Here is a 25,864-nt window from a genome sequence, read left to right as displayed (position 1 = left end):
ACACCTATTTCTTCTATTTTAAATCCTTATAATAATTAAACATGTCTTCGAGATTGATAAGAAAGGTATCGATATTCTTATCATAATAAAACTGTAAGGTATATTTCCGAAAATCGGATTCTGCAGCTGTTCCTCCTGCCCAATAATGGTTTGGCCAGTTTACGGTTTTACCTTCATGTATTTTTTCATTTAGTAATTCTAATTGTGGTCTATTAATCTTAACTCCCTTGACCGTACTAATCGATCCCTCGTAATCCGAAAGTCTTTGAGCAATTTCCTTATTGGTTAAAAAGGCTAAAAACTGCTTGGCCTCCTTTGGATGTTTCGTATTAGAAGAAATAGCAAGTCCTATATCAACACCACCCAAAACCTTATTTTGTTTTGGTTGATTTGTTGCCGGAAATGGAAAAATCCCATAATGTAAATTGGGATTATGTTTTTCAATCTCTGTTAAAGCCCATGTCCCCATAACGTACATAGACCCTTGTCCATTTGCAAATTTGCGATTCACTTCAAAGAAATCATCCTGAAAGGAATTTAATTGTACATACGATAGAGCAGTTATCGTCTTTTCTGAAATTTCCCTCCACTCTTTATTTTTCGAGATAGAAAATGTTTCTTTCTCCCAATAATGAGTGTTAATGTCGTTTGCTACAAAGTTTAAATTAAAAATACTTGATCGGTTAGCATCTTTATTTGGCATTAACAAAGGTGTTTTTCCTGCAGCTTTTAATTTTTCCATAACCTCAATAAACTCATCCCAGGTTTGTGGAATGGAAAGATTCAATTCTTGAAAATGATCTATATTATATAGCACGCCTACAGCATTCTGGGTTAATGCGGCACCATACATTTTACCATTGACAAGATAGTGATTTTGTATGCTTGGTTCGATATTCTGTATAAAATCTTCATGAGTCAAATCTAGTAAATAACCTTTATCTGCCCTGATGAGGTAATCTTGCTCAATAGGATAGGTAATGAAAATATCTGGTATATCCCCTCTCGCTATTCTAGTTTTTAATACCCTCATCCCTTCTGGTATAACTTCTTGACTAATATCAATGGTAGGATGTTGTTTTTCAAATTCATGAATTAACTCCTCAAAGATTGGCTCTGTTTCAATTTTGGGTGTAAAAAACTCAAGGTGTACCTTTTCTTTATTGGTGGTTAACTCCACTACCTTATTACCATTACACGCTGTCAATAATAAAATAGATAAACAAATGCAACGAAAAAGAGACTTCATAGAACCCCCGTTATTTCCGGTTTAAATTTAGTTTTAATTAACACATCTGTTCACTCAAAAATCTTATTTTTATACTACTATAATTCAGAATACATTGATATTAAAAAAATCTGACAATAAAGGCGTATAGAGACAAAAGTTTCCTTCACAAAAAGCCAAGTTCCCTAAGAAACTTGGCATTCAACATATTCAGGCTCGAACCAAGATATTAATATACCTTCACAACTTTCACCTTACTCTGGTCCCAGCTTTATCTAATACAGAAACCTCTAATGATTTCCCCTTTTTCTGTACCTTAATCACGGCTTTAAACTTTCCGTATTTATCTGTGAGCGTTTTACCAATCAAAGTTACACCGTTATAAATATATACAGTTGATCCTGCTTCAGCTTTTCCTGTAACCGATTTTGATAGATGGGTTACTTTGTTGACAACCGGGATGGCAGGTGCAGTTTTATCAACTACCATAACAGTGGTTTGACTTTGGTTCCCCGCTTTATCACTAGAATAAAATGTTAATCGGGTTCCTGCTTTTTTGGCTGTTCGGATTTTTATTAGGAAGGATCCGGTACTATTTGCATAACTCTGACCTAAAACAGAACTCCCCGCCTTAATGACTACTTTTGCACCCGCTTCCGTTCCCCCAAATATAATCGTTTGATTATCACCTACAGAATAAATCGAGGGCTTACAGGCGCTGTTTGATCCGAAACGATAACCGCAACTTCTCCACTTTTGTTACCTCCACCATCTTGTACAAAAACAGTTAATCGTGTTCCAGCCTTTTTGGCAGCAATTTTAACAGAAAAAGAACTAGAAGAACTGACCACGGCTTGACCAATGATGGTTGAACCAGATTTCACAACTGCCTTCGTTCCAGCTTCTGCCTTCCCTGTAACAGCAGTTTGATTGTCTCCGACCGGATTGACAATCGGGTTTGCAGGAGGGATGGTATCCTTTACCGTTACCGGAATAGTTGCACTCCTATTTTCAGCTAAATCCTCAGCATATACTTGTAGGAGGGTTCCGCCCTTTTGTTTAGGAATCGTGACATTGAAATTCCCTGCAGGATCAGCCACTACACTGCCAAGTAGCGTAGTCCCTTTCATTACATAAACAACAGCATCAGCCTCGGTCATTCCCGTTACGGTTGTATCAAAATCACTACCAGGGTTTATCGGACCGATGACTGGCGGAGTGAAGTCGCCATTTAAATCTTTGGGTATAAATGTATACGTAATATTTGCACCTTTATCGGCTGGTATTGTATATTCTGTTTGGGAATCCAGTTGCTTAACAACAGCCCCGCCGCCATGTAGCTCCGTTCCTGAACCGGTGTATAATTTTGGCTTGATTCCTTCAAAGCCTGGTTCCCCTTTAAAACCATATAATCCGGTCCCCTGTTTTAACAAGAGGGCAGCTCGGAAAGAAGTCATAAAACTCCCAAAGGAAAGAGAAGGATTGATATATTTTTGTACAACAGCTTCCACCGCTCGATAATCATTGTTTGGATCATTTAATAGCTCTTTAAAAATACGATCTCCTTGGTTCGCTTGGATCTTCAAATACTGGGCGAATAAGTAGGATAGAGAATAATTGGCTAATACGTCACCGTAATTTCGTAGTAAGTCTCAATAAATATGTAGTAAGTGTCCGTAATTTCGTCGTAAGTTCCAATAAAGGTGTAATAAGTTGGTCTTTTTCAATAAAGTGGATACTTGTAAATCACTTGGTAACTAAAAAAGTGATTCCTAGGTGCAATTTTTAACACGCCATAACAATCATCTATTTGTGTTATGATGAAAATAAATTTATTTAGGGGGGATGACTGCGATGATCCAATACAAAGAGCTCCACCACGTTAGTCTAACGGTTACTGATTTAGAACGCGCCAAGCATTTTTATAGCAGCATCTTATGTTTAAAAGAAATACAACGTCCTAATTTTGATTTTCCTGGTGCTTGGTACGAAGTTGAGGGACAACAGCTCCATCTAATCGTTCTTCCTACATCACAAACGATTCGCCAAGATAAACGCCTGAGCAGCAGGGAAGGCCATTTTGCACTAAGAGTGCAGGATTACACAGAGACGCTGAATTGGCTGAAAATTAAGGATGTTGAACTGTTAGAGAAACCTAATGGCATGAGCGGTTTTGCGCAAATATTCTGTGCGGACCCTGATGGGAATCTAATTGAACTGAACGTCGATCAAAACGACCTTTAAGAAACCTCGATTTTACAAAGGAACCATGTTAACTGCTGAACTAGAATTTGTGCCCAGCCCCATTATTGTGAACAGCTGCTAATTTTCCTATAGGAAAATTAGTTTTCGCAAAATATTAAAATAAAGTAAAAAAGGAGAAGTGTGTTCTAACACTTCTCCCCTTAACCTCTATATAATCCTCTAAAAACCTATCAATTTTCGACAAACTAAAACTGAGCGTTTACATCATTTTCCTTACCCTTTGTAAAAAAAGTCACTCTTTATTCAGGCAAAGAATCTTAGGGTGTGAAAACTATCCCTCCCAACCATCATGTTTTTTCTAAAATAAGACATCCTAAAAGTAACCAAAGAAAATTTGATGTCCCGAACCTATTATCCTTTTTTGAGTTATGACCAACTTAATATACATAGGGATCGAAAGGAGTTCTATTCGTGAAACTGTATCAAGTAAGAAAAGGACAATTTGTCTACTACTCCAATGAGTTACATAAGGTATATGGGGTAAAACCAATGTATAAAAAATCAGTTCATCTTATCCGGCTGAGGGATTTAACACAGGATTTAACCAATGCAGCGAGCGTGGGAAGATACAAACCCAAGGAACTTGACAGCTTTATTTTTAATCATAAAGCCTATACGCTCAGAAATAATCGAAAAGCTGAAGAAGGAGATTATATTTTAATTCACAATCCAATGCCCGATTCCCTGGATACTTATTCGTTAAATGAAATTGAAGTGGTTGAAACCGTTGATAAACAAGGGGTCATCACAAGTAATTCTCACGGAATTAAGCATAATGAGTATTTATTAATGGTACCTGGCCGCGCTAATGACAGCCACCCAATCGATTATCAAGACATTGAAAGTGTTGAAGCAGACAACTTGAAGGAAATGGGGCCCGACACAATGATCCCCACTAGCGGAATATTACCATCTTTAGGGGACATATTCAAAAAGAGAGATAGTGATGCATTGTTTGAAGCGATGGTAGTCGCAATCAAAGACCAAACTGTTTATCTTGGAGGCGGTCTAGAGATATCCCAGGATGAGTTGATGAACACGGATAAATGGGAATTTCTTTATAATCTCCTCGATAAGTGATTTTCCCTTTTACAATGAAACACGTTCTTACAACATGAAAACCTATTTAACATGCACTCAACTATACTAGGAGGTTTCTATGGATCGCAAAATTTTTCAGGGAAACAGTGTTTTTATTATCTCATTATTACTTACCCTCATTTTTATTGTTTGGGGAGTCTTTTTTACAGATAATCTCGCCAAAGTCACCAATACCATTTATAACGGCTCGATTGATTACCTTGGATGGGTTTATCTTGGTGCCACTTTGTTCTTTGTCATCTTTTCAATCTATTTACTGTTCTCTAAATATGGTGATATACGACTGGGCAAGAAAACAGACAAGCCTGATTTTAACACGGCCTCTTGGCTCGCCATGTTGTTTGGAGCGGGGATGGGAATCGGAATTGTCTACTGGAGTGTTGCCGAACCCGTAACCCACTACACCACCCCTCCTTACGGGAAAGCATATACTATAGACGCAGCCAATACAGCAATGAAATATACATTTTTTCATTGGGGCCTCGACCCTTGGGCCATTTACACCGTTATCGGTTTAGCCCTTGCCTTTTTTCAATATAACAAAAGGCTGCCGGCGGCCATCAGTTCGGCCTTCCATCCCATACTGGGCGATAGAATTTACGGACCGATAGGAAAAACAATTGATATCCTGTCAATCTTTGCAACAGTCTTCGGTATTGCAACATCTTTAGGCCTTGGTGCCATGCAGGTTACGGCAGGAATGCATGACATATTTGGTGTCCCCAATGAATTATATGTCCAGCTAATCGTCATTGCTGTCGCAACAGTTCTTTTTATCGTTTCAATCAATACAGGCTTAGAGAAAGGAATCCAATACTTATCAAATGCTGCGATGATCCTATCTTTTGCAATTATGCTGATGATTTTGATTGTCGGTCCAACCTTGACTATTATTAAGGTTCTTTTTAATACGACGGGGCTCTATCTCAGTGACTTTATCCATATGAGTTTAAGGTTAAAACCATTTGGTGAGGGGGAATGGATTGCATCCTGGACGCTTTTTTATTGGGCATGGTGGATTGCTTGGGCACCTTTCGTCGGTATGTTTATTGCACGGGTTTCGAAAGGACGAACAGTTAAGGAGTTTGTAATTGGGGTACTGGTTGTTCCTACCCTCGGAACATGTCTTTGGATGTCGATATTCGGCGGCTCCGCGCTTGAAATTGTTCAAAATACAGGCAACCATGATCTGGCAAAATATATTACCAAAAACGTGTCATTGTCTATCTTTACATTCTTTGACTATCTTCCATTAAGTTCTTTGTTAAGTATTTTGGGGTTTGCTGTCGTAGCCATTTATTATATAACTGTTGCCGATACAGCCACCTTTGTATTGGGGATGCTTAGTGAAGGTGGCACATTAAATCCTTCGAATAAAATTAAAATGACATGGGGTGTCATTCAATCTGCTTTGGCTGCTGTATTACTTTTAGCTGGCGGTTTAAACGTATTGCAAACTGCTTCGATCGCAGCCGCTCTACCTTTTGCCATTATCATGATCGTCATGTGCTTCTCATTACTCAAAGGTTTAAAAGGTGAAGTCGACTTACAAAGAGGTAATAAAAGAAGTGTGCAACATTCTTAAAAGGCTATTAAAACAAAAATCTTCCTGATTGGGTTATGGATCAGGAAGATTTTTTGTTTATGGCTGAGCTGTCACCTAACTCCCACTTCATTTCATAAAAATAATAATCCCCAATACAACAATTACCAAAGAAAGTAAATAGACCCAATCTTTCGATACTATTTTAGTTGTTTGATAATATGTTCTGTCTCTTGTGCCCGTAAATCCACGCGCTTCCATTGCGATCGCCATTCGTTCTGATTTTCTAATTCCTTGAGTAAACAGCGGTAAAGAGTACCTCATAAAAGCTTTCCAACTATTTTTTTGCTTGTAACCTCTGACTTTATGAGCCGTCTTCATTTGGTTTAGTTCAGATTGGAATAGTGGGATAAAGCGGAACCCCGCTAATAGCCCATACGCCCATTTAGGTGAAAGTTTACATTGATGAATTAAACTCATGATGAACAAAGTGATGTCTGTGGTAGAGGTGAATAATAATCCAAACGTAACAAACGCTAACATCCGCAAACCGATTGTTAAGCCATGATTCATGCTCTCTTGCGTAATATGGAACCAGGCCCATTTCCAAATCGTTTCTTCCCCTTCTCCAAACGCGGCCATCATCCAAAATACAAGAATGAAAAAACCTAAATAAGGCAGAAGCCTTTTCAGAAGGTAAGTCATTCTCCATCCGCCTAAAAAAATACCGATCAATACAGCAAGTAACCAGATCAAAAAAGTCACCATTGGATTAGAGATCGCCATTAGAAGAAACATAACGATCATATGAGAAAGCAGTTTACAAGCAGGATTGAGAGTCGCTAGGAATGAATCGTTAGCCTTCATACCAAAACACCCTTCTTTCGTGCATGCATCAACTGGTAATGGAGGGGGGGAATTAACGCACTTTCACAGAAAATATTTGAATCAGAAAATAACCCATAGGGGGTCCCTTGATAAGTTACTTTTCCTTTGTTAAAGAGAATGACCTTATCAGAATAACCATCCACCAAATCCATATCGTGGGTGACCATGACAATCGTTGTTCCCTGGTCCTGCCGCTCCTTTAAGCGTTGAATCAGTTCGTTTGCTGTTTTTTCATCCTGACCGAATGTTGGTTCATCAAGCAATAATAAATCTTGATCAAACAATAACATCGTCGCCACACTTAACCGCCGTTTTTGTCCTAGACTTAGGGTAAATGGATGAGCATTTTGATGCGATTCCAATCCAAACTCCTCTAACAATTGGTTGGTTTTGGTATGAATCAGCTCTTCGGGCCAATTTCGTTGCCGGCCGCCAAAGGCAACTTCCTCAAAGACAGTATCCGTAATGAATTGAAGCTCTGGATTTTGAAAAACAAAGCCTGCTTTTTCATATAATTCTCGTTCGGACCATTTTTTTAGTTCCTTATCTTGAAAGTAAATTTCCCCTTTTTTAATAGGCTCCAATCGGATCAGACTTTTTAAGAAGGTACTTTTCCCGCTTCCATTTTCTCCGACGATGGAAATCCATTCCCCTTTATGAATTTTTATATCAATATCGCTCACGATGGTCTTCTTCCCATAGCCAATTTCAACATGTTCGGTGCGGAGTAAAATCTCGCCATCCTTGAGCGGTTTGGTTTTTTTCAGATTAGCAAGTTTAATAGAAAGAGGATGCGCGTCATTTCGAACCACTTCCTCCCACTTTTCTGGAAACAACTTAGGGCGCCAAATACCCGCTTCTTTCATTTCATTTTTAAAATTCAGGAGCATTTCTTTCGGCTGACCATCTCCGATAATACTCCCATACTCATTCAGGATAATGACTCGATCCATCCATTCGATGCAGCCATCTAGGACATGTTCGACAAATACCATCGTATGGTTTGTCTTTTGGGCTAATTGATTCAATAAAACAAATATCTCATTCCGGCCTGCAGGATCTAGCTGGGCTGTTGGTTCATCAAAGAAGATGACTTCTGGTTCTAATGCCAGTAAACAAGCTAACGCCAATCGTTGTTTCATCCCACCTGAAAGAGTTTCAATGGGTGTTTTCTTATCGACCATCAGCCCTACTTTATCCATCAACTCAGCTATGATGGGGTCCATTTCGTTGCGCGGAATCGATCGGTTTTCGAGACTAAACGCAATTTCTTCATCGACATGAAGCATGCAAAATTGCGAATCAGGATCTTGAAACATCACACCGGCATCTTTCCTGCAGAATACTTCGCCACTTACCTCTGCCTCCAAATGCTCAGGGATAATACCTGAAAGAGCGGAAATCAACGTCGATTTCCCGCTCCCACTAGGCCCTAATATTAATACTTTCTCGCCTTGATTGATGGATAAAGTAATATGACTGAGTATTTTTTCAGAGCGATTATAAAATCGAATCGAAAGATCCTTACATCCCAGAAACATGTCCATCGACGTTTTCCCTTTTCCTTTTTTCCTTCATCAGTTCATATTGTTCTAACACACCTGTTTTTGCAAGTGCATCAACAATGACCTTCGCTAACAGTCCACCGAGAATTATTCCGCTGATAACATGAATTCCTAATGTTGTAAAAAATACTTTCATCGAGTAATAACCTAAACCGTTGGCGATTAAGTTATAAATCATGCTGCCAATCGCAGCAAAAGCCCCTGATAGCATTAAAGTAAATAGGTTATAACGTTTATATCCGAATATTGCGAATGCGATTTCTGCACCAATCCCTTGAAAAACACCTACTAAAAGGGCAGACAAACCAAAATGACTTCCAGTTAATAACTCTACTGCGGCCGCTGCAACCTCTGCAATAAGCGCTGCTCCCGGTTTTTGAATAATATACGCCACTATTGGACTAGCAATCACCCAAATTCCAAACATAAAACCTGCACCCACCGGTCCGACAAGAGCGGAAATGGGAATCCAAAGCGTCGACCATCCTAAATAGATCACTCCACAAGCGACCGCTAGAATCACAGCAAGAACGACTTCTTTCATTTTCCAAGTCATCATTTCACTACCTCCATTTTCACAGGCCATTCTTCAAGTTTATAGGCCATATCCCAAAACATATATTCCAGCTGACAACTGATTAAGAAATGATCCTTCATCTTTTCCTTTTCTCTCTCTGTTGCTGTCTTTGCCCACTCATCAAGACGGGCACAAAATTTCGTGGTAATCGAATCGGTACGATTTCCATAAAAACTGATCCAATCATAAAAGGGATGAGAACGATCAGGATTGACCTCCGTTAATAATCTTTTCCCAATTTCCCAATACGTCCACGGACATGGCAACAACACAGCTAAAATTTCCCCTAATGTACCTTCGTGCGCAACGGTAAGCATATGACGCGTGTAATGAAGAGCCGAGGGAGATAACGGATATCCTTGTAATTCCTCGTAGGGAACACCAGCTACTTGACAAAAGTTATTATGAGGATGGATTTCACTGTTTAAGATAAAAGAAATCTGCGTATTAAACATATCCATTTCTTCACGATTCTCACACTTCGAAACCGCTATACCATAGATGCGAATAAACGAATTCAAATACTCAAAGTCCTGTTTAACATAATGAATCAATTGTTCCTTTTGTAATTCCCCATTAGCTATCCCTTGCACAAAAGGATGTTCAAAAATTGCATCGAAAATAGGATCTGCTTCTTTTCTTAACTCTGCTGAAAAACTCATAAAATTTTGCCCCCTTATTGGTTTTAATGGAAAGACACTAGTAGGGGGCGGCTGAATTTTCAAGCACGAAAAAACCGCCCCAAAAATGGAGCGGCTGAATAATTATATCTATCCATACACGAACTCCACTTTCCTACGCTAGTATGAACTAGATCAGGTTCAAAGGGTCCAAGATAACTCTCGTCTCAGCCAAAAAACGGCTCCCCTAGTGGTCTTCCTATTAATTTAACCTTCACTCTACACTCGATGGTTAATCTTGTCAATCAATTAAAATCTTAATTATAAAAATAAACCAAATGAATTATAGATGCACAGAAACTTGAAGGTATTTCCAATTATTATCCAGAAAATGTCGTAAATTTCTAGAATGATACAGAATCGCTGATAAAACGCTAGAAACGCTGATAAAAGTTCGACTTCCGCTGATAAAATGGCCCAATTCGCTGATATCTCCCAAAAATCCGCTGATAAACTACTCCCCGGAACTAAATTTCCCCACTCAAGCTCCCTCATTTGCCATAAAATAAAGAAAAAAAGGAGAAGTGCGTGAACACTTCTCCCCCTCTAACACCCTATCAATCTATGACAAATTTCGGGGCGTGACAGGCACAAAATTAAGATAACATCAAAAGCAACTTTCCTTCCTTAGCATTCGTTCTTAATCGAATCGTTGCGATAAAAGAGGGCGTTCTTTCTTTTGATGACGCCATGGTTTTACACTCCTTTTTGATTTTCTATTTACTGTTTTACAACATCAAGCGTGGTTCCGCCAACAGTGGAAATAAAATAGCTATTGGTCCATAGAGAAGGAATTCTACTTTTTAACCATGGGAATTCGCTGCATAAGTAACGAGAACTTCTTCCTTTCATCATTCTTATTAGTTTATTAATTCCAAATTGAGGATCACATTCAACAAGTAGATGAACATGATCTGGCATAATTTCCATTTCGATTACTTCAGATTTTGTCTCTTCTGCAACCTCTAATAGAATAGATTTAAGTCTTTCATCTACTCCATCCACCAATACACTTCTTCTATATTTAGGGCACCAAACCACATTGTATTTGCATGAATATACTACATTATTATTACTTTTCTTTTATATTGAATTAGACTTTTCATATCCTTATTATATCAAATATTTCCAACTAATGCCAATTTAAAAGAACACTTGTTCTTAAAAAATATAATAAATAAACAACCTAACCCCATTCATAAATGAAGGGGCTTGCGGTTGTTTGTTTTGGTCAATTCGGATCGTTTCTTCCGGGATTGGCAGTCCGCAATCAGCAATCACGATGGTATCCGTATGACCAAGCCTTGAAAGGACCTCGGAAATGTGACTATTTAATATGCCGTTTTTCTTCATAATTCTTCCTTCCTTTCCCGTAAAAACGTCTGAACCTCTTCCATCGTCGGCATGCCGCCTTGGGCTCCAAGCTTGGTAACCGAAAGGGCCGCAACCGCCGTCGCAAACTGGCAGGCCTCCGCCAAAGACGCCTCTTGACTGATTGAATACGCGAATCCACCATTAAAGGAATCCCCTGCACCCGTCGTATCCACAACATCTACTTTAAAACTAGGAATCTCCACTTTTTCCTCTTGAAAAAAAGTAATCCCCTTTGAACCTCTGGTAATAATACATTTCTTTAGCATCGCTTGCCGCTCTTGCTCCGTCCATTCGACCGAATCAAAGAGTAATTGTTGTTCATACTCATTCGGAGTAAGATAATCGACCTTTTCTAGCAATTCCTCCGAAAGCGGCTGAATCGGTGCAGGATTCAAGACAACCTTTACCTGATGCTTGTGGGCAAGCTCGACTGCTTTTTCGACACTTTCAAGTGGTATTTCGAGCTGCAGCAACAAGATATCACTTTTTGCAATCACTTCCTCAAACGATGCAACAAACGCAGGCGTCACATGATAATTCGCACCTGGAATTACAATAATCTGATTCTCTCCATTCGAGATGGTAATCGCGGCGATTCCTGTCGAGGTATCTGTAACCGGTTCCACATTGTCTACATTGACACCCTGCTCTTTCAAATGCTTCAATAAGTCCTGGCCAAATAAATCCTGGCCGACACAGCCAATCATCGTCACATCCGCGCCTAATCTTGCAGCGGCCACGGCCTGATTAGCGCCCTTTCCTCCAGGAATCGTATGAAAGGATTCCCCCATCAACGTTTCCCCAAGGATCGGTACTCGATGGGTACTCGTCACTAAATCCATATTGATACTGCCGATGACAGTTATTTTTCTATTTTTCAAATGTTATCACTCCTAAGCCCTTGTAGATTGGCCTTTCATTAATGAAACTTCAAACAGATGATCAAGCTTTGGAACGGTCTTTCCTTCAATCAGTTTTAGCAACAGCTCACCGGCTGTAGAGCCCAATTCATAAATTGGCTGAGCCATCGTCGTGATTTCAGGACTGGTTAATTGGCTCAGCTGGATCCCATCAAAACCGATTAACGAGAGATCGTCTGGTACCCGAATCCCCAGCTTTCTGGCCGCCTTTAAGACGCCAACTGCCATATAGTCGTTCCCTGCAAAGATCCCATCAATATCAGGATTCGTAATCAGTAACCTCGTGGCCGCCTCTGTTGTCTGCTCCACATGATAATTTCCATCCACCACTAAATCTGGATGAAACCACGGTTCGTTCTCCACCTCAGCTAAGTAGCCTTTATACCGTTCATCCGCATTACTAATGTCGTGCGGACCGCGAATATGGGCAATCTTTTTGCAGCCAATCTTCTTCAAATACTGAACCGCTTGCCTTGCGCCTTCCAAATTGTTAACGGAAACGGAGGGGAGATCACTACTGATTGGCCTGTCTAACGCCACGATTGGGATGTCTTTATTTTTAATATGCTTAGGCGTCAATGTACTCGTGACAATAATAATTCCATCCACATATTTCTGCTTCATGACATCCAAATACATGATTTCCTTTTCCACTTGCCCATCCGAATTACAGAGGATCAATGTATATTCCTGACTGCTCATCACATCTTCGATCGCTCTTGCCACTTCAGGAAAGAACGGGTTCTTAATATCTGGAACAATCAGGGCAATCGTCTTCGACTGTTTCTTAAAAAGACTTCTGGCCACCTCATTCGGCACGTAATTTAATTCAGAAATAGCGAGCAGAACCTTCTTTCTGGTTTCCTCGTTGATATATCCTTTATTATTTAAAACTCTAGAAACAGTGGCAACAGACACGTTTGCTATAGCTGCTACATCCTTAATCGTGCTCATGCTGTTCACTCACTTCCTTTAATGAAAAATTTCTCATTTATTTTATGTAACCCGTTACATATTCCTGTAAAAAAAGAGGTGGAAACCATTTTGTGTAACCCGTTACACACTCTAGTAAAAAAAAGGTGGTCCCATTTCATGTAACCCGTTACACATACTTGTAAAAAAAGGTTGGTAACCATACTGTAATCTAAATTTGTGTAACCCGTTACACACTGGTCAAAAAAATATCGAGCAACCTTTTTGTAATCGCTTGCATTTACAAGTTTATTTTAGGGGCTATTATATTTGAAGTCAATACTTTTCTTATTAATTATTTTACAATAATTTAATTATTAAGTTTTTCAAGTAAATAGAACGATAGATTCCCTTCCTTATTGTCTTGCCAATCTGAACACCAATTACTTTCGACAAATATCGGGCGGTGCCTGTGTCACCGAAAAAAAGCGCTTGCATTATTAAAATGTTATATTATAATGCTTGTATACAAGTATACTCCTTAAGAGAAGGTGAATTTTATGGCTGAATCAAAGGAATTTCTTTATCCTGAAAAATGGCTTTCAAAAGCTTCAGCTGGTGATCGTGTAACATCCGAGCTTAGAATGCGTATTATTTCGGGCATGATTGTAAGCGGTGCTATCCTATCTGAAAATAAATTAGCTGCCGATTTTGGTGTGAGCCGCTCACCCATTCGTGAAGCGTTAAGAATACTTGCATCTGAAAATATCATCCGATTAGAAAGAATGGGTGCGGTTGTCATAGGTTTAACAGAAAAAGAATATGCAGAAATTTATGATGTACGTTTACTCATTGAAACGTTTGTGTTTGAACGGCTAGTAAGGATGGACACGAATGAATTAGTAATGGAACTTAATAAAATACTAGAAATGATGAAAATTGCCATAAAATACCGAGATGCTGATGAGTTTTCCTATCAGGATGTCCTATTCCACGAAACAATTATTCGGTCGATCAATCATTCCTACATCCTGATGATCTGGGAAAATTTAAAGCCTGTGATGGAAAGCTTGATTGTTCTATCCATGCGCAGTCGTTTTAAAGAAAAGTATGAAGACTTTACACGGATCATCAATAATCATCAACTGTATATTGATGCGATCAAAGCAAAAGATCGAGAGCTCATGATTAAGTCGTTACATGAAAACTTTGATGATGTTCAAGAGAAAGTTGAAGACTTATATATGTCCCAACAGATGCTTTCAAAAGGATGAAAAAATCTGATAAACTCAAAAAAATCAGAAAAAAAATATAATAATTTCTTAATTAATTTAAGCTGAAATATATATAGCCAATTCAATGGCTTAGTATATTTCAGCTTTTCTTTACAACATAAAAACCTCGTTTTTAGCCTGACCCTGTCCGAATGGGACCTGGATTCAAGCTTTAACTTTTAAATGAAATGGTTCAGGGAAATTAATGTGAAAACTGCACCTATTAATGATACTTCTCCGCAACATATCTAAATGAGGTTTTTACATTTACACAAAATCCTCCTCAATTGCCATTTAAAATTAAAAAAACTTTATCCACCTACCCCCAAAATCTTTAAATGATTATCTAAGTGTTTGAAGATGGTCATTTTTTGTCGAAAAATCCGCCCGCGAGATTGTAGGATAACTTTCAGGTAACATTTTTTACAAATTCAACTGTATAAAATCAATCTATTACAATAGAATGATACATTTTTCAACACTACACCTATAGGAGGAGTCAAAGTGAATCGTGTTTTTAGGTGGATTGTTAGATCATTATTTGCACCCGTTACAGGAAATGCAGGAGCGGTTGCAAGTACACTTGGTTTTTTCATGGGGTTTTTCCCTTTAGATAGTTTTAGAATTCCATTATTGCTTGTTCTTTCACTTTTGTTGCGTCTTAATATCATTGCCTTATTTCTTGGAACGTTGATTCCCCTTTTTATACCAAAGATGAATCATTTACCCTTCCTGGATATGCGTGTATTGGAGGATTACTGGTTATTTTCTACCCTGCAGTCTAAAATACAACTTTCACAAACTTTTGTCTCAGGGGTCCTAGGAGGCTTGATTGGACTTGTCTGCTACTTTATTTTCCACTGGTTTTACAATTTAGGTCTGAAAAAGAGGGAGAGAAATCAAGAACATGTTTTTCTTGATCCAGCCAAAAGACGCTGGTCCATTATCAAACGAATGAGTGCAGGCTTCATGGTTTTAATTATTTTAGTATCGACAATTTTTATTGAAAGTCTTAATACGAACCCAGAATTTCCTGAACTACAATTGAAAAGCGCAGTAAAGAGTGGAATCGAGCCGATTAATAAAAGTTTCAGTGCAGAACAACTTGCCACTCAGTTTCAAAAATCGAGTCCTTCCCCTCTTATTCAAAAAAATATCGTGCAATCACACAAAAAACAAGAAGTGTATGGTTTTTACGTCGATTGGGACAAAAACAGCCATACTTCTTTTAAAAAGAATAGCGATTCGATTACAACATTAGTGCCGGGGTGGATGCAGCTTACACCTGGTCTTACCCTAAAAACCAGCACGGACAAGTCCATTATTGCAGAGGCCAAAGCCCATAATATAAAGATTCTCCCATTAGTGAATAATTTTAGTAATAATAAATGGGATGGCGAAGCTCTTCATCGCTTATTTATTACTCCCGGTGCTGAAGATCTTTTTATTAAAAAGATGTTGGATTATGTGAGAACAAATGACTTTGACGGAATTAATATAGACTTTGAAGATATCCATCCAAAGGACAAAGATGATTTCACTCATTTTATCGATAAAGTTTATGAGGCGTTTCATCCACATGGTCTGATGGTCACATTGGATGTTCCACCGAATAACATTAGTTTTAACTATACTTCTTTAGCAACGAATGTTGATCGCATGATTGTCATGCTCTATGACCAGCACCATTCGATGAGTAAACCTGGACCTGTGGCTTCGTCTGATTGGGTAAAAGAGAACTTGAACCGGCTCCAAATTCCTTCTGAAAAATTGATTGTGAGTTTGGGAAGCTTCGGTTACGACTGGGAAGAAAACTCCCATCAGCCCGCAGATACGGTTGCTTTCGGCGATATCATGGACTTAGGAATTGGGACCAACCTCCAAATCCAATGGAATAAACAAATAGGCAACCCTTATGTACGCTACAAAAGAAACGGAAAAAACCATGTTGTTTGGTTTTTAGATGCAGCTTCATTTTATAATCAAATGAAGCTAGCGATAGATCACGGTTCAAGAGGAATAGCGGTTTGGCGTCTCGGTTCTGAAGATCCTTCGATTTGGAATTACCTGAATAAACCAAAGGAAATAACCGATCCATCCCATGCCCTTCAAACCTTGGTCAGCCCTAAGCCTGTTCACTATACAGGTGCTGGAGAGATTTTAAAAGTTGCCTCTCCATCAGAAAAAGGAAAAAGAACGATTCAATTGGATTCACATGGGTTGATTCAAACCGAAACCTATACTAAATTACCAAAGCCTTCTGAGGTCGTTCGGTATGGCAAACCGAAACGTAAGGAAATCGTCCTTACCTTTGATGACGGTCCGGATCCAACCTATACACCACAAATATTGGACATTTTGGACAAGAATCACATAAAAGGGAGCTTCTTTATCATTGGAGAGAACGCGCTGCAGCATCCAGAACTGGTTAACAAGATGTATAAAGAGGGTCACGAAATTGGTAACCATACCTTTACCCATCCGGATGTTGCATCGATCACACCATTTCAAACGAGAATGGAGCTAAATGCAAATCAGCGATTATTTCAAGAAATTACCGGTCATTCGATGACTCTTTTCCGTCCGCCGTATGTGGCTAATGCGGAACCGAGCACAAAGAGCGAACTGGAGCCAATATTGCGAGCACAGGATATGGGTTATACCATGGTCGGTGAATTAATTGACTCAGACGATTGGCAAAGACTTTCTAGTGATGAAATTGTGAAACGGGTATTGAATCAGCTGCCTGAAGGAAATGTGATTTTGATGCACGATGCTGGCGGTGACCGCTCCAACACGGTAGAAGCTTTGCCCACGATTATTAAAGAACTCAAACAGCGCGGCTATACTTTTACCACCATCGCTGATCTAACTGGAAAAAGTGATAGTCAGATTATGCCCCCTGTTAAGGACAGCCCTTATTTGGTCTATGACAAGGCTGTATTCATGGTGCTACAAGGCTGGCACTTAGGATTAAGCTTCCTGTTCTACTCAGCGATCCTGTTAGGAATCTTACGACTGGCTATCTTCGTTTTCCTTTCAAGGAAGCAGGTAAAAAGGTATAAGGAGACCGTGATCGACCCTAGCTTTACCCCTTTTGTCAGCGTCGTGATTGCTGCCTATAACGAGGAAAAAGTAATTTGTAAAACAGTAGATTCTATTTTATCGAGCGACTACCCCGCTTTTGAGGTACTGATTATCGACGACGGATCAAAGGATGATACGGCAGTGGTCGTTCAAGAAACTTATGCAAAACATCCTCTCGTAAAATTAATTAAAAAAACCAATGGAGGAAAATCTTCCGCCGTTAATCTAGGGTTTAAAGAAGCAAACGGGGAAATCGTGGTGGCTCTTGACGCTGATACACTCATCGCGGAAAATGCCATTTCATTGCTTGTTAACCATTTTAAAAATGAAAAGGTTGCTGCGGTTTCAGGGAATGTAAAGGTCGGCAATAAGGGGAACCTCCTTACAAACTGGCAGCATATCGAATACGTGACAGGCTTTAACCTTGAGAGAAGGGCTTTTGCCGCTCTCAATTGCATTACGGTTGTACCAGGTGCGATCGGTGCATGGAGAAAGACGGCGGTAGAAGAAGCAGGATACTTTCAAGAGGATACACTGGCAGAGGATACCGATATCACGCTTACCCTATTACGCCAAGGGAAAAAGATTGAATTTGAAGAAAAGGCCTATGCCTTTACAGAAGTGCCGGAAGATATTAAAAGTCTGGCAAAACAGCGTTACCGATGGGTTTATGGTACCTTACAATGCTTATGGAAACATCGGGAGGCTTTATTCAATAAAAAACATAACTCATTAGGATTTATCGCCCTTCCAAATATGTGGCTTTTCCAATATATTTATCAAACCATATCGCCTATTGCAGATATCTTGTTTATTTTAGCTCTGTTTAACCCACACCCTGAAAGAGCTGCGATTGGATTTATTCTTTTTTACTTGCTGGATTTCTTAACTTCTCTCTATGCGTTTCGCTTGGAGAAAGAAAGTCCCAAACCCCTAGTCTCATTGTTCCTGCAACGAATCTTGTACAAACAGCTGATGACTTATGTAGTGATAAAATCGATCTTCTCGGCAATAAAGGGAGTAACCGTTGGCTGGGGTAAACTAAAACGCAAAGGTAATGTAACTCAGGAAACCTCAATGGTGAAGGTTAAGGAAAATATGTAATGGAATCTTCGCACAGGTCTTTCCCATTCGGGGAAGACTTTTTTATATAGAAAAGCGGAAGCGCTCGTTTAGCGATGTATGGACTCCTTGAAAAAGCTATCGCTTTTCCTTCGTGCGATGTTTATGCTGCCGAAGCCTTCCTTATATGTAGCGCTTCGACTGAGATAAAGGAAACACGAAGAGCGCCAGCGATTCGATGTTGACTTATTGTAGGGAGAAGAGCGAAGTACACTAGCCGCTGGGCGCTGAAGCTAGACAATTCATAAATTTTAATGCTATATCATTTTTTTTCTAAAAAAAAGATCACCAGCATTTTAACGGGTTCCGTTCCCTATCACAAACATTAAAAATGTTACCCAAAATGACTATCAAAATGTATATTAATCTGATAGTCATTTTTATTGATATATCAAGCTTTTTATAAAATTAGTGCTCAAATTTGTAATAGAAAATGTATATTAATTTGCTGGGGTACAATGACTGTTGTACCCCAACATTTAACCAACATTTTGATTGAATTTATTAGAACATTTAAGTGAACTTGAGTTGATTTACTGAAGAGTTATTGGATATTTATGTGAAAATGAAAATATAGATTGTGAAAAGTTGCACTTAAAGTAACGTAAGCAGGTTACTTGAAGAAGGAAATCAGGTTTTTTTGCATGGAATTATGTTGTATCTAAGTGGACGTTGGGGTGTGATTAAAACGGATAGTAGGCTTTTAGAAATATATGTGGGATGGGAAAATAAGTTAGAAAAAGACGAGTGGTATTTTAGTAATTCTTTCGAATCAATAACTAAAGGAATGTCTTCAGAAGAAGCGTTTAACTACATTCCAAATGTGATTGATGTGTTATTTAATTTAGATGATGACTATTTGATATGGGAAACCCTTTACTTTTTAATGGAACTGTACAGTATTGCGGATACCACTCAGGTACATCCATACCTTGAATGTAATTTGTCTGTGTTAAAACAACATATTAAGAAATATGAAGACTCTTATGATACTCCATTTCAAGAACTAATTAGACATATAAGAATAAGAGAATGAGGTTACTTCCTTGTTCAACTCCCATGAAAAGCAGCATTTTTATTATTGAGCTAACGAAGCAGTATAGTTGAATAACATCTAAAACACATAGTCTATTTATTGAATATTTTAAAAGGAAAAGCGAACTCTAAGGAAAAAAGGAGCTTGTTAAGCATGTCAATAAGAACCCAATGTTTAATTAATACCGCGATGATTTTACTCTCATGGTTATCGATACTTTTTTTGGGGTCGCAAAACATAAGAAGATTCTTTCCAGCTTCAATCCTTACGTTTCTAGTATGTTGCATCGATGCTAATATCGGGAAACAACGCAGATGGTGGTCATTTTATAATAAACCACAGTCCTTCTTTAGAGATGAACTTCCTTTTCTTGCAGGTCCATTTATGGCTGGTTCTATGTGGGGATTAAAGTTAGGGCATGGAAATTTTAAAAAGTTTATCACTTTAAATGCTATTATGGAAATAATTTTTGCATATCCTTTAAATAGGTTATGCAAAAAGTTAAAAGTGTATAAATTAGTTGGGCTAAATAAATTTCAATTTTTCCTATTGTTTTTTTACAAAGCTTTTATATTATATGGATTTCAATCCCTTTTTGAAAATAAAAAGGAAAAATAAACTTCTGTAATTCAGGAAAAACCATTCATTTTTAAAAAAGGGGAGAGCGCCTAATTCATGATCTTTGTAATCGAATTGAATAGATTAAGATGCTTCTGGTTCTTGTAAAGTAACTGTGTATCCTAAACTTTCAAGTCTTCGTAGTGAATGCCCAACAATGGATTGCTGTCTCTGTTTATCAAAGTAGTCTTCGCCTAAGTCTACATACATTTCTTTCCGAGTTAAGAGATAATAAGAGATACGTAACATGGCATAACAATATTTTCATTCTCTGTGGTGAAGAGCTGGTTTTTAGCGATTCATGGATGACTAACGGGCAGATTAGTTGAAGAAAGAACAGTATAAGAAGTAGTATGCAACTTTAGCGATTGCTGACTCATATTCTACAAGGTAGGCTATTAAGGTAACTAATACATACTATAGGTGATTTCTGGGGAAGGTATTTTTTAGTATAACTTTTGTGGAGGTACTTATGGATGAAAAAGAAAAACAGATTAGGCTAACTGCGGGTGAAATTGGTCAACTTTGGTTTCAATACTTAAACGATAGCTCTAGCATATGTGTTCTTACATTTTTTCTAGAAAAAGTTGAGGATATTGAAATTAAGCCTATAATTGAATATGCTTTAGAATTATCAAAGTCACATATTCAAAAGATTACAGCAATACTAACAGAGGAAAAAAATGTAGTTCCAAATGGTTTTAGTATTAAAGAAGATGTGGATATAAATGCTCCTAGACTTTATTCCGACAGTTTTGTACTAAATTTTATAAACCAAATGTCTAAGGTTGGACTTACAACTTATGCTGGTAGTGTTGGAACATCTGTAAGAAGTGATATTAAATCCTATTACATGGATTGCCTTACAGAAACAATGCAATTATATGATAAGTCAACTGACTTATTATTGTCTAAAGGATTGTTTATCAGGTCTCCTAGCCTGCCTAATTTAGAGAAGGTTGAATTTGTAAAAAAGCAATGGTTTATGTTAGATGTGTTCGGAGAAAAAAGACCATTAATTGCTGCCGAAGTCGATAATTTATTTGCGAATCTACAAAGAAATGCCTTGGGAGTAGCTGCACTTACTGGCTTTAGCCAGGTTGCAAAGGATAAGGATGTTAAACAATTCTTTTTAAAGGGTTTAGAAGTTGGGAATAAACATATTAGATTATTTAGAGGTAAGCTAGAGGAAAGTAAACTTCCAGCACCTATGGGTTGGGATTCAGAAATAACAAATAGTACATCCCATACTTTTTCTGATAAACTGATGATGTTCTTCACAAGTGGTTTGATTTCTTTGAGCGTTGGCTATTATGGTACAGCTGTTAGTCAAAGTCCTAGAGGAGATATTAGTGCAATGTATAACAGGCTATCCTTAGAAGTTCAGATGTATTCTGAAGATGGAGCTAATATCATGATTAAAAATGGCTGGTTGGAACAGCCTCCAATGGCATCCGATAGAGATGAATTAATAAGAAAAAAGAATCAATTGTAAATCACATTTAAAGTCCTTCTGCATTTAACAGTAAGGACTTTTTTTAATATCATTATGAATTATGTTTGATATATTGTGAAGAGTTGCACTTAAACTAACGGGTGCGTTAGTAGAAGTAGCTTTGAAATAAAATATTGAAGCAGCTCAGTTCAAATTGGACTGAGTTATTTATTTTTATAATCAAAAAGCACCGCAAAATGCGGTGCAAATTCATCTACATTTGCAGCTACAAATTCACGTTTTGCGATAAGCAACGGAACCAGTACCAGCATTTGAGATCCTTTTTGAAAGAATTACATTTTCTTTCCGTTGTTTTCTTTTTTATTGCTTTGACTCGCGGCCTTTTCTTTTGCTGCTTGAGAAACTTGTTGTCCTCGGTTGGTTTTTGTTGTGGTTGCACTAGTTGTCGTATTAGTTTTCGTTGTGGTTGTACTAGTTTTCGTCGCCGTAGGTGTTGTCGTTGTTGGTGGTGCTTTGACGCTTGTCGCAGGTATCGTTGGTGCAGCAGGCTTTGTGGTTGTCCTTACTGCAGCAGTTCTCGTAGTCGTGGGTTTTCTCGTTGTTGGTGCTTTTGTGCTTTTTACAGGTATTGATGTTGTAACAGGTGTTGTAGTCTTTGTCTTACTCGGATTAGCAGGATTGGTTGTCGTTCGATCGCTGGTTTTTTCCCTATTTTGTTGAACGGCTGCTACTGCCGTATCATTGGTATTCCTATTTTTTAAAGAGACTTGGATAACAGCAATATCATGGTCCTTCACATTCGCTGTTGGCGTTTGATCTTGGTCCTTTTTTTCTGCTGGGTTGATTACATCCGCTTTTTTTCGGTCCGCCGATATAGGTAAAGCTATTTCTTTTGTTAATCGTTTTAAAGGTTGATCGCCTAACAAGGCGTTGGCGACAGAAAACGTAACAGATCCCGCTAATACCATGGCAAGGGCTCCCTTGGTTATTTTAATCATTTTATACCCCTCGTGTTTTTTTGTGTGTTCATACTAATAGAATACGAACAAGCCAAAATATCTTATGGGGGTAGGAAACAAAAACAGAATTTGGGAGTCTATTAAACTTCCATTCAGCTTTCTGCTTGATCTTAAGCTATTATAGGTAATTTTTCATGCAAAGTAGATCTATTTTAAAAGTCGATTATAAGAAAATGGTACTGTTTTTGTCCGTTTTACCAAACATTAACATTCTATCAATTACGACTTTACAATTCTCCTATATTTTTAAATACGATATACATAAACTTATAGGAGATGATTGAAAATGAAAATGAAAAAGAGTTTGATTGCTGGATTAGCTACGCTGTCTCTTTCGGTTACTTCAGGAGCCCCTTTGGCCGTTTTAGCCCATCCAATTCAAAATTCAGCTACCGATAATGGACAATCTACATTACGTCCAATTACCTCTGATGTAGCCGTTATTGCCCATCGCGGGGCATCCGCGTACGGTCCGGAACATACATTGGCTGCCTATAAGCAGGCAATGACGATGAAAGCCGATTATGTGGAATTCGATTTACAAATGACGAAAGATGGTCAGTTGATTGCCATGCATGATGAAACGCTGGCGAGAACAACCAATGCAAAGGAACTTTATCCAGACCGGGCACCTTGGCGGGTAAAGGATTTTACTCTCGAAGAGATCAGCCGACTGGATGCAGGTTCGTGGTTTAATAAAACTTATCCAAACATGGCGAAAACTGATTACATCGGACAGCATGTGCCGACACTCAAGGAAGCCATTGAATTTGTCAAAAAACATGGGAACGGAAAAGTTGGCCTTTACATGGAAACAAAAGCGCCAAACGTTTATCCAGGAATGGAAGAGAAAGTAATTGAAATCTTGAAAGAAACCAATGTACTTGACTACGAAAAGCTTTTTCTCGAATCATTTAGTGAAGAAAGCCTTCGTAAATTAAAAACGCTTGCCCCTAATGTAAAGCTGATTCAACTGTATTCAGGAAGTATGCTGGCAGGTAAGGATGTTTATCAGGAAATGAAACGGATCTCTGACTATGCTGCCGGCGTAGGTCCTAGTAAGGAGCTTGTTGTACCGAAACTAATGGAAGCCGCTCATCAGAATCAGCTTCTAGTGCATCCATGGACAATCAATTCAGAGGACGATATGGTCTCCTTGCTTTCCCTTGGTGTGGACGGAGAGTTCACAAACAATACGGATCAGCTTGTGGATTTACTGGAAAAGCCGTATATTTCACATGGAGTGGCAAGCGGAGATGTAACAGATTCATCAGCGATTTTATGGGCCCGCACCAATGTAGAGACAAAAGTTCAGTTTGAAATTTCAACCGACAGCAGTTTCAAACACGATACAATCGTCAAAACGAGCCCTGCAGATGTAGCGCATGATTATACAGTAAATGTAGAGGTTAACGGATTAAAGCCTGATACTACTTATCATTACCGGGCCCATGCAGTTTCCAGCCAGTATACAGTATATGGTTCATTCAAAACGGCACCAGAGGAAAACAGCTTAAAGCCAATGTCAATCGTTTGGGGTGGAGATACGGGCGGCCAGGGAGAGATACCGCCATATAAATCTTTCAAAGCGATGTCAGCCATCAATCCAGACTTCTTCCTGTTCAGCGGGGATACCATCTATGCAGATAATAAGACACCGGCTGTTCCTAACCCTCCTTCTGAAACCGTTCAGGATTTCTGGGCGAAATATAAGGAGAACCGTACGGATGCGGGATTACGCAGTCTTTTACAGAAAACAGGAACGTTTGCTATCTGGGATGATCATGAAGTGACCAATGACTTTTCAGGTCCTTCCCAGCCGTTGACGCAAGCGGGGTTGGGTGCGTTTAAGGATTATTGGCCAATCTCAAGTGAACGCAGTTCAGCGAACAAGCTTTATCACAAGTACTCTTGGGGTAAATCAATGGATATGATCATTCTTAACAACCGCGGCTACCGCTCTCCAAACACCATGGCAGATGGGCCTGATAAAACAATGCTCGGCGAAGAACAAGTAAAATGGCTGGAACAGCAGCTTCTCGAATCAGATGCCAAGGTTAAATTTGTCGCGACTTCCGTGCCAATCTCCGTTCCGACTGGAAAGGCAACAGCCAGGGATGGATGGGCAAATGGAAATCAAGTAAACCCTAATGATCTAACAGGATATGAGAACGAGTTCAAAAAAATCTCGGATTTTATCATTGAAAAAGGAATCAAAAACGTTTATTTCGTCACAACCGATGTCCATTTTGCCGAAGTCATCAAATATGATGCCAATCATGATGGCAAAACAGATTATCACGAATTAATCAGCGGTCCAATTGGAGCCGTAAAAATCAACCCTGGTACATTGGATCCTACCTTCGGCCCTGAACGCTTGTATGCGGAAGGAAACTTCTTCAACTTCGGTGTATTCCATGTAGATCCGGCAAAAAATCAAGCAGGTGTGGAAATCCGCGATGAAAACGGAAAAGTCCATTTCAGCCAAACCTTCCAGCTTGAAGATTAAAAAAGGGTAACTGAAAAAAGGAGAGACTATATTAATTTACTCGAAGATGATAAAAGGGCATTACCCAAAGAAAAATTAATGATGTGTACAAAAGGTCAAGAAAGAGGGCTAACCCTTCTAGTAGATTACTACTTGTGGGTGAGCCCTCTAATTTTGCATTTAGGAAATGTTAAAGCACCAATAACCTATCCAAACTAATAAAACGCTAGATTCGCTGATAAATGTTGGATTTCCGCTGATAAAATGGTCCAATTCGCTGATATCCTTCAAAAAACCGCTGATAAACTGCACCATCGGGACTAATTTCACTCCTTCAGGATCATAAAGCTAGCTATATATCTAAATGGAGCACATTTGTTTGCGATGGTTCTGCTTCTATGAACAAAAAACCGCTATTTACTTATGATTAGGTTCAGCATAGAAGTTAATTCCAGAATAATTTTATTGTTGTTTTACAAACAATAACTTAGGGATCAACAGAGTTTTTCGTGAAATCATCATGAAAGGATAAACTAAATGAAAAAAACCTTTGTGCTCCTATTTAGCTTCATTTTATTACTACAAATCAATTTATCTCCAGCTCTTGCAGCGAATAACCCGAGAAATATATATGAGGTGAAATCCGGGGATTATTTATGGAAAATTGCTAATACCTATGGAACCTCTGTAACATGGATAGGTTACACTTAG

Annotated in this window: 19 protein-coding genes, 3 pseudogenes and 1 riboswitch; of the genes and pseudogenes, 9 read left to right on the top strand and 13 right to left on the bottom strand. The window is 38.7% G+C overall.

Going from position 1 to position 25,864, the window contains the following annotated elements; all coding sequences use genetic code 11:
* Positions 1 to 13 precede the first annotated feature (13 nt).
* From J7E63_RS07355 to J7E63_RS07340, 4 genes and pseudogenes are all read right to left on the bottom strand, one after another.
* On the bottom strand, positions 14 to 1,249 hold the full coding sequence (locus tag J7E63_RS07355; RefSeq protein ID WP_215010861.1) for an ABC transporter substrate-binding protein: 1,236 nt from the start codon (positions 1,247 to 1,249) through the stop codon (positions 14 to 16).
* Positions 1,250 to 1,477: 228 nt separating this feature from the next.
* Entirely contained in the window at positions 1,478 to 1,717 is a 240-nt protein-coding gene (locus J7E63_RS07350; RefSeq protein WP_215010860.1) for an Ig-like domain-containing protein, read from the bottom strand.
* A 51-nt stretch (positions 1,718 to 1,768) separates the two neighbouring features.
* Positions 1,769 to 1,900 (bottom strand): annotated as a pseudogene (locus J7E63_RS30470) (Ig-like domain-containing protein); the annotation flags it as partial.
* Between the two features lie 17 nt (positions 1,901 to 1,917).
* Positions 1,918 to 2,685 (bottom strand): Ig-like domain-containing protein, encoded by a 768-nt coding sequence (locus J7E63_RS07340; protein ID WP_215010859.1) that lies wholly within the window; start codon positions 2,683 to 2,685, stop codon positions 1,918 to 1,920.
* Positions 2,686 to 3,082: 397 nt separating this feature from the next.
* On the opposite strand from J7E63_RS07340, the gene J7E63_RS07335 reads away from it, so the two are divergent.
* From J7E63_RS07335 to J7E63_RS07325, 3 genes are all read left to right on the top strand, one after another.
* Positions 3,083 to 3,472 carry a VOC family protein gene (locus J7E63_RS07335; protein WP_215010858.1) on the top strand — a complete coding sequence of 130 codons (390 nt, stop codon included), beginning with the start codon at positions 3,083 to 3,085 and terminating at the stop codon, positions 3,470 to 3,472.
* 432 nt (positions 3,473 to 3,904) lie between these two features.
* The gene (locus J7E63_RS07330) at positions 3,905 to 4,573 is read left to right on the top strand and encodes a hypothetical protein (protein ID WP_215010857.1); all 669 of its coding nucleotides are present in this window, start codon (positions 3,905 to 3,907) and stop codon (positions 4,571 to 4,573) included.
* Between the two features lie 79 nt (positions 4,574 to 4,652).
* Positions 4,653 to 6,179 carry a glycine betaine uptake BCCT transporter gene (locus J7E63_RS07325; RefSeq protein ID WP_215010856.1) on the top strand — a complete coding sequence of 509 codons (1,527 nt, stop codon included), beginning with the start codon at positions 4,653 to 4,655 and terminating at the stop codon, positions 6,177 to 6,179.
* Between the two features lie 87 nt (positions 6,180 to 6,266).
* On the opposite strand, the gene J7E63_RS07320 is transcribed toward J7E63_RS07325, so the two are convergent.
* From J7E63_RS07320 to J7E63_RS07285, 8 genes and pseudogenes are all read right to left on the bottom strand, one after another.
* Positions 6,267 to 7,004 carry an energy-coupling factor transporter transmembrane component T family protein gene (locus tag J7E63_RS07320; protein ID WP_215010855.1) on the bottom strand — a complete coding sequence of 246 codons (738 nt, stop codon included), beginning with the start codon at positions 7,002 to 7,004 and terminating at the stop codon, positions 6,267 to 6,269.
* Positions 7,001 to 8,572 carry an ABC transporter ATP-binding protein gene (locus tag J7E63_RS07315; protein ID WP_215010854.1) on the bottom strand — a complete coding sequence of 524 codons (1,572 nt, stop codon included), beginning with the start codon at positions 8,570 to 8,572 and terminating at the stop codon, positions 7,001 to 7,003. The genes J7E63_RS07320 and J7E63_RS07315 overlap by 4 nt, the downstream gene beginning before the upstream one ends.
* Positions 8,550 to 9,146, bottom strand: a complete 597-nt coding sequence (locus tag J7E63_RS07310) for an ECF transporter S component (RefSeq protein WP_215010921.1) — start codon at positions 9,144 to 9,146, stop codon at positions 8,550 to 8,552. The genes J7E63_RS07315 and J7E63_RS07310 overlap by 23 nt, the downstream gene beginning before the upstream one ends.
* Complete coding sequence (tenA, locus tag J7E63_RS07305) at positions 9,146 to 9,829, bottom strand: thiaminase II (protein ID WP_215010853.1); 684 nt, start codon at positions 9,827 to 9,829, stop codon at positions 9,146 to 9,148. Before tenA ends, J7E63_RS07310 begins: the two co-directional genes overlap by 1 nt.
* Before the next feature lie 113 nt (positions 9,830 to 9,942).
* A riboswitch (TPP riboswitch) is annotated at positions 9,943 to 10,046 on the bottom strand.
* Between the two features lie 521 nt (positions 10,047 to 10,567).
* Positions 10,568 to 10,927, bottom strand: a pseudogene (tnpA, locus tag J7E63_RS07300) (IS200/IS605 family transposase); the annotation flags it as partial.
* 102 nt (positions 10,928 to 11,029) lie between these two features.
* Positions 11,030 to 11,200: pseudogene (locus J7E63_RS07295) on the bottom strand (RbsD/FucU domain-containing protein); the annotation flags it as partial.
* On the bottom strand, positions 11,197 to 12,102 hold the full coding sequence (rbsK, locus tag J7E63_RS07290) for a ribokinase (RefSeq protein WP_215010852.1): 906 nt from the start codon (positions 12,100 to 12,102) through the stop codon (positions 11,197 to 11,199). The gene rbsK and the pseudogene J7E63_RS07295, both read right to left, overlap by 4 nt.
* A gap of 12 nt (positions 12,103 to 12,114) precedes the next feature.
* A complete protein-coding gene (locus J7E63_RS07285; protein WP_215010851.1) occupies positions 12,115 to 13,095 on the bottom strand; it encodes a LacI family DNA-binding transcriptional regulator in 981 nt (326 codons plus the stop codon).
* A gap of 518 nt (positions 13,096 to 13,613) precedes the next feature.
* On the opposite strand from J7E63_RS07285, the gene J7E63_RS07280 reads away from it, so the two are divergent.
* From J7E63_RS07280 to J7E63_RS07260, 5 genes are all read left to right on the top strand, one after another.
* Positions 13,614 to 14,327: a GntR family transcriptional regulator gene (locus J7E63_RS07280; protein ID WP_168240990.1), complete on the top strand. Its 714-nt coding sequence runs from the start codon at positions 13,614 to 13,616 to the stop codon at positions 14,325 to 14,327.
* Between the two features lie 504 nt (positions 14,328 to 14,831).
* Complete coding sequence (locus J7E63_RS07275; RefSeq protein WP_308161924.1) at positions 14,832 to 18,518, top strand: polysaccharide deacetylase family protein; 3,687 nt, start codon at positions 14,832 to 14,834, stop codon at positions 18,516 to 18,518.
* Positions 18,519 to 19,215: 697 nt separating this feature from the next.
* Positions 19,216 to 19,572 carry an ABC transporter gene (locus J7E63_RS07270; protein ID WP_215010850.1) on the top strand — a complete coding sequence of 119 codons (357 nt, stop codon included), beginning with the start codon at positions 19,216 to 19,218 and terminating at the stop codon, positions 19,570 to 19,572.
* Between the two features lie 153 nt (positions 19,573 to 19,725).
* Positions 19,726 to 20,190 (top strand): hypothetical protein, encoded by a 465-nt coding sequence (locus tag J7E63_RS07265; protein WP_215010849.1) that lies wholly within the window; start codon positions 19,726 to 19,728, stop codon positions 20,188 to 20,190.
* A 472-nt stretch (positions 20,191 to 20,662) separates the two neighbouring features.
* Complete coding sequence (locus J7E63_RS07260) at positions 20,663 to 21,685, top strand: DUF3231 family protein (protein WP_215010848.1); 1,023 nt, start codon at positions 20,663 to 20,665, stop codon at positions 21,683 to 21,685.
* 293 nt (positions 21,686 to 21,978) lie between these two features.
* Here the strand turns inward: J7E63_RS07260 and J7E63_RS07255 are convergent, their stop codons facing one another.
* Positions 21,979 to 22,644, bottom strand: coding sequence for a hypothetical protein (locus J7E63_RS07255; protein ID WP_215010847.1), 666 nt, complete (start codon positions 22,642 to 22,644; stop codon positions 21,979 to 21,981).
* Positions 22,645 to 22,951: 307 nt separating this feature from the next.
* On the opposite strand from J7E63_RS07255, the gene J7E63_RS07250 reads away from it, so the two are divergent.
* Complete coding sequence (locus J7E63_RS07250; protein WP_251033414.1) at positions 22,952 to 25,174, top strand: glycerophosphodiester phosphodiesterase family protein; 2,223 nt, start codon at positions 22,952 to 22,954, stop codon at positions 25,172 to 25,174.
* Positions 25,175 to 25,864 lie beyond the last annotated feature (690 nt).

The organism is Bacillus sp. ISL-75 (assembly GCF_018613095.1).
This window is presented reverse-complemented; position numbering and strand designations above follow the sequence as displayed.

Excerpts from the sequence above, each read along its gene's own strand:
- J7E63_RS07355 (WP_215010861.1), bottom strand. The coding sequence starts at position 1,249 with ATGAAGTCTCTTTTTCGTTGCATTTGTTTATCTATTTTATTATTGACA.
- J7E63_RS07350 (WP_215010860.1), bottom strand. The coding sequence starts at position 1,717 with ATGGTAGTTGATAAAACTGCACCTGCCATCCCGGTTGTCAACAAAGTA.
- J7E63_RS07340 (WP_215010859.1), bottom strand. The coding sequence starts at position 2,685 with ATGACTTCTTTCCGAGCTGCCCTCTTGTTAAAACAGGGGACCGGATTA.
- J7E63_RS07335 (WP_215010858.1), top strand. The coding sequence starts at position 3,083 with ATGATCCAATACAAAGAGCTCCACCACGTTAGTCTAACGGTTACTGAT.
- J7E63_RS07325 (WP_215010856.1), top strand. The coding sequence starts at position 4,653 with ATGGATCGCAAAATTTTTCAGGGAAACAGTGTTTTTATTATCTCATTA.
- J7E63_RS07320 (WP_215010855.1), bottom strand. The coding sequence starts at position 7,004 with ATGAAGGCTAACGATTCATTCCTAGCGACTCTCAATCCTGCTTGTAAA.
- J7E63_RS07315 (WP_215010854.1), bottom strand. The coding sequence starts at position 8,572 with ATGGACATGTTTCTGGGATGTAAGGATCTTTCGATTCGATTTTATAAT.
- J7E63_RS07310 (WP_215010921.1), bottom strand. The coding sequence starts at position 9,146 with ATGACTTGGAAAATGAAAGAAGTCGTTCTTGCTGTGATTCTAGCGGTC.
- tenA (WP_215010853.1), bottom strand. The coding sequence starts at position 9,829 with ATGAGTTTTTCAGCAGAGTTAAGAAAAGAAGCAGATCCTATTTTCGAT.
- J7E63_RS07285 (WP_215010851.1), bottom strand. The coding sequence starts at position 13,095 with ATGAGCACGATTAAGGATGTAGCAGCTATAGCAAACGTGTCTGTTGCC.
- J7E63_RS07280 (WP_168240990.1), top strand. The coding sequence starts at position 13,614 with ATGGCTGAATCAAAGGAATTTCTTTATCCTGAAAAATGGCTTTCAAAA.
- J7E63_RS07265 (WP_215010849.1), top strand. The coding sequence starts at position 19,726 with ATGTCAATAAGAACCCAATGTTTAATTAATACCGCGATGATTTTACTC.
- J7E63_RS07260 (WP_215010848.1), top strand. The coding sequence starts at position 20,663 with ATGGATGAAAAAGAAAAACAGATTAGGCTAACTGCGGGTGAAATTGGT.
- J7E63_RS07255 (WP_215010847.1), bottom strand. The coding sequence starts at position 22,644 with ATGATTAAAATAACCAAGGGAGCCCTTGCCATGGTATTAGCGGGATCT.
- J7E63_RS07250 (WP_251033414.1), top strand. The coding sequence starts at position 22,952 with ATGAAAATGAAAAAGAGTTTGATTGCTGGATTAGCTACGCTGTCTCTT.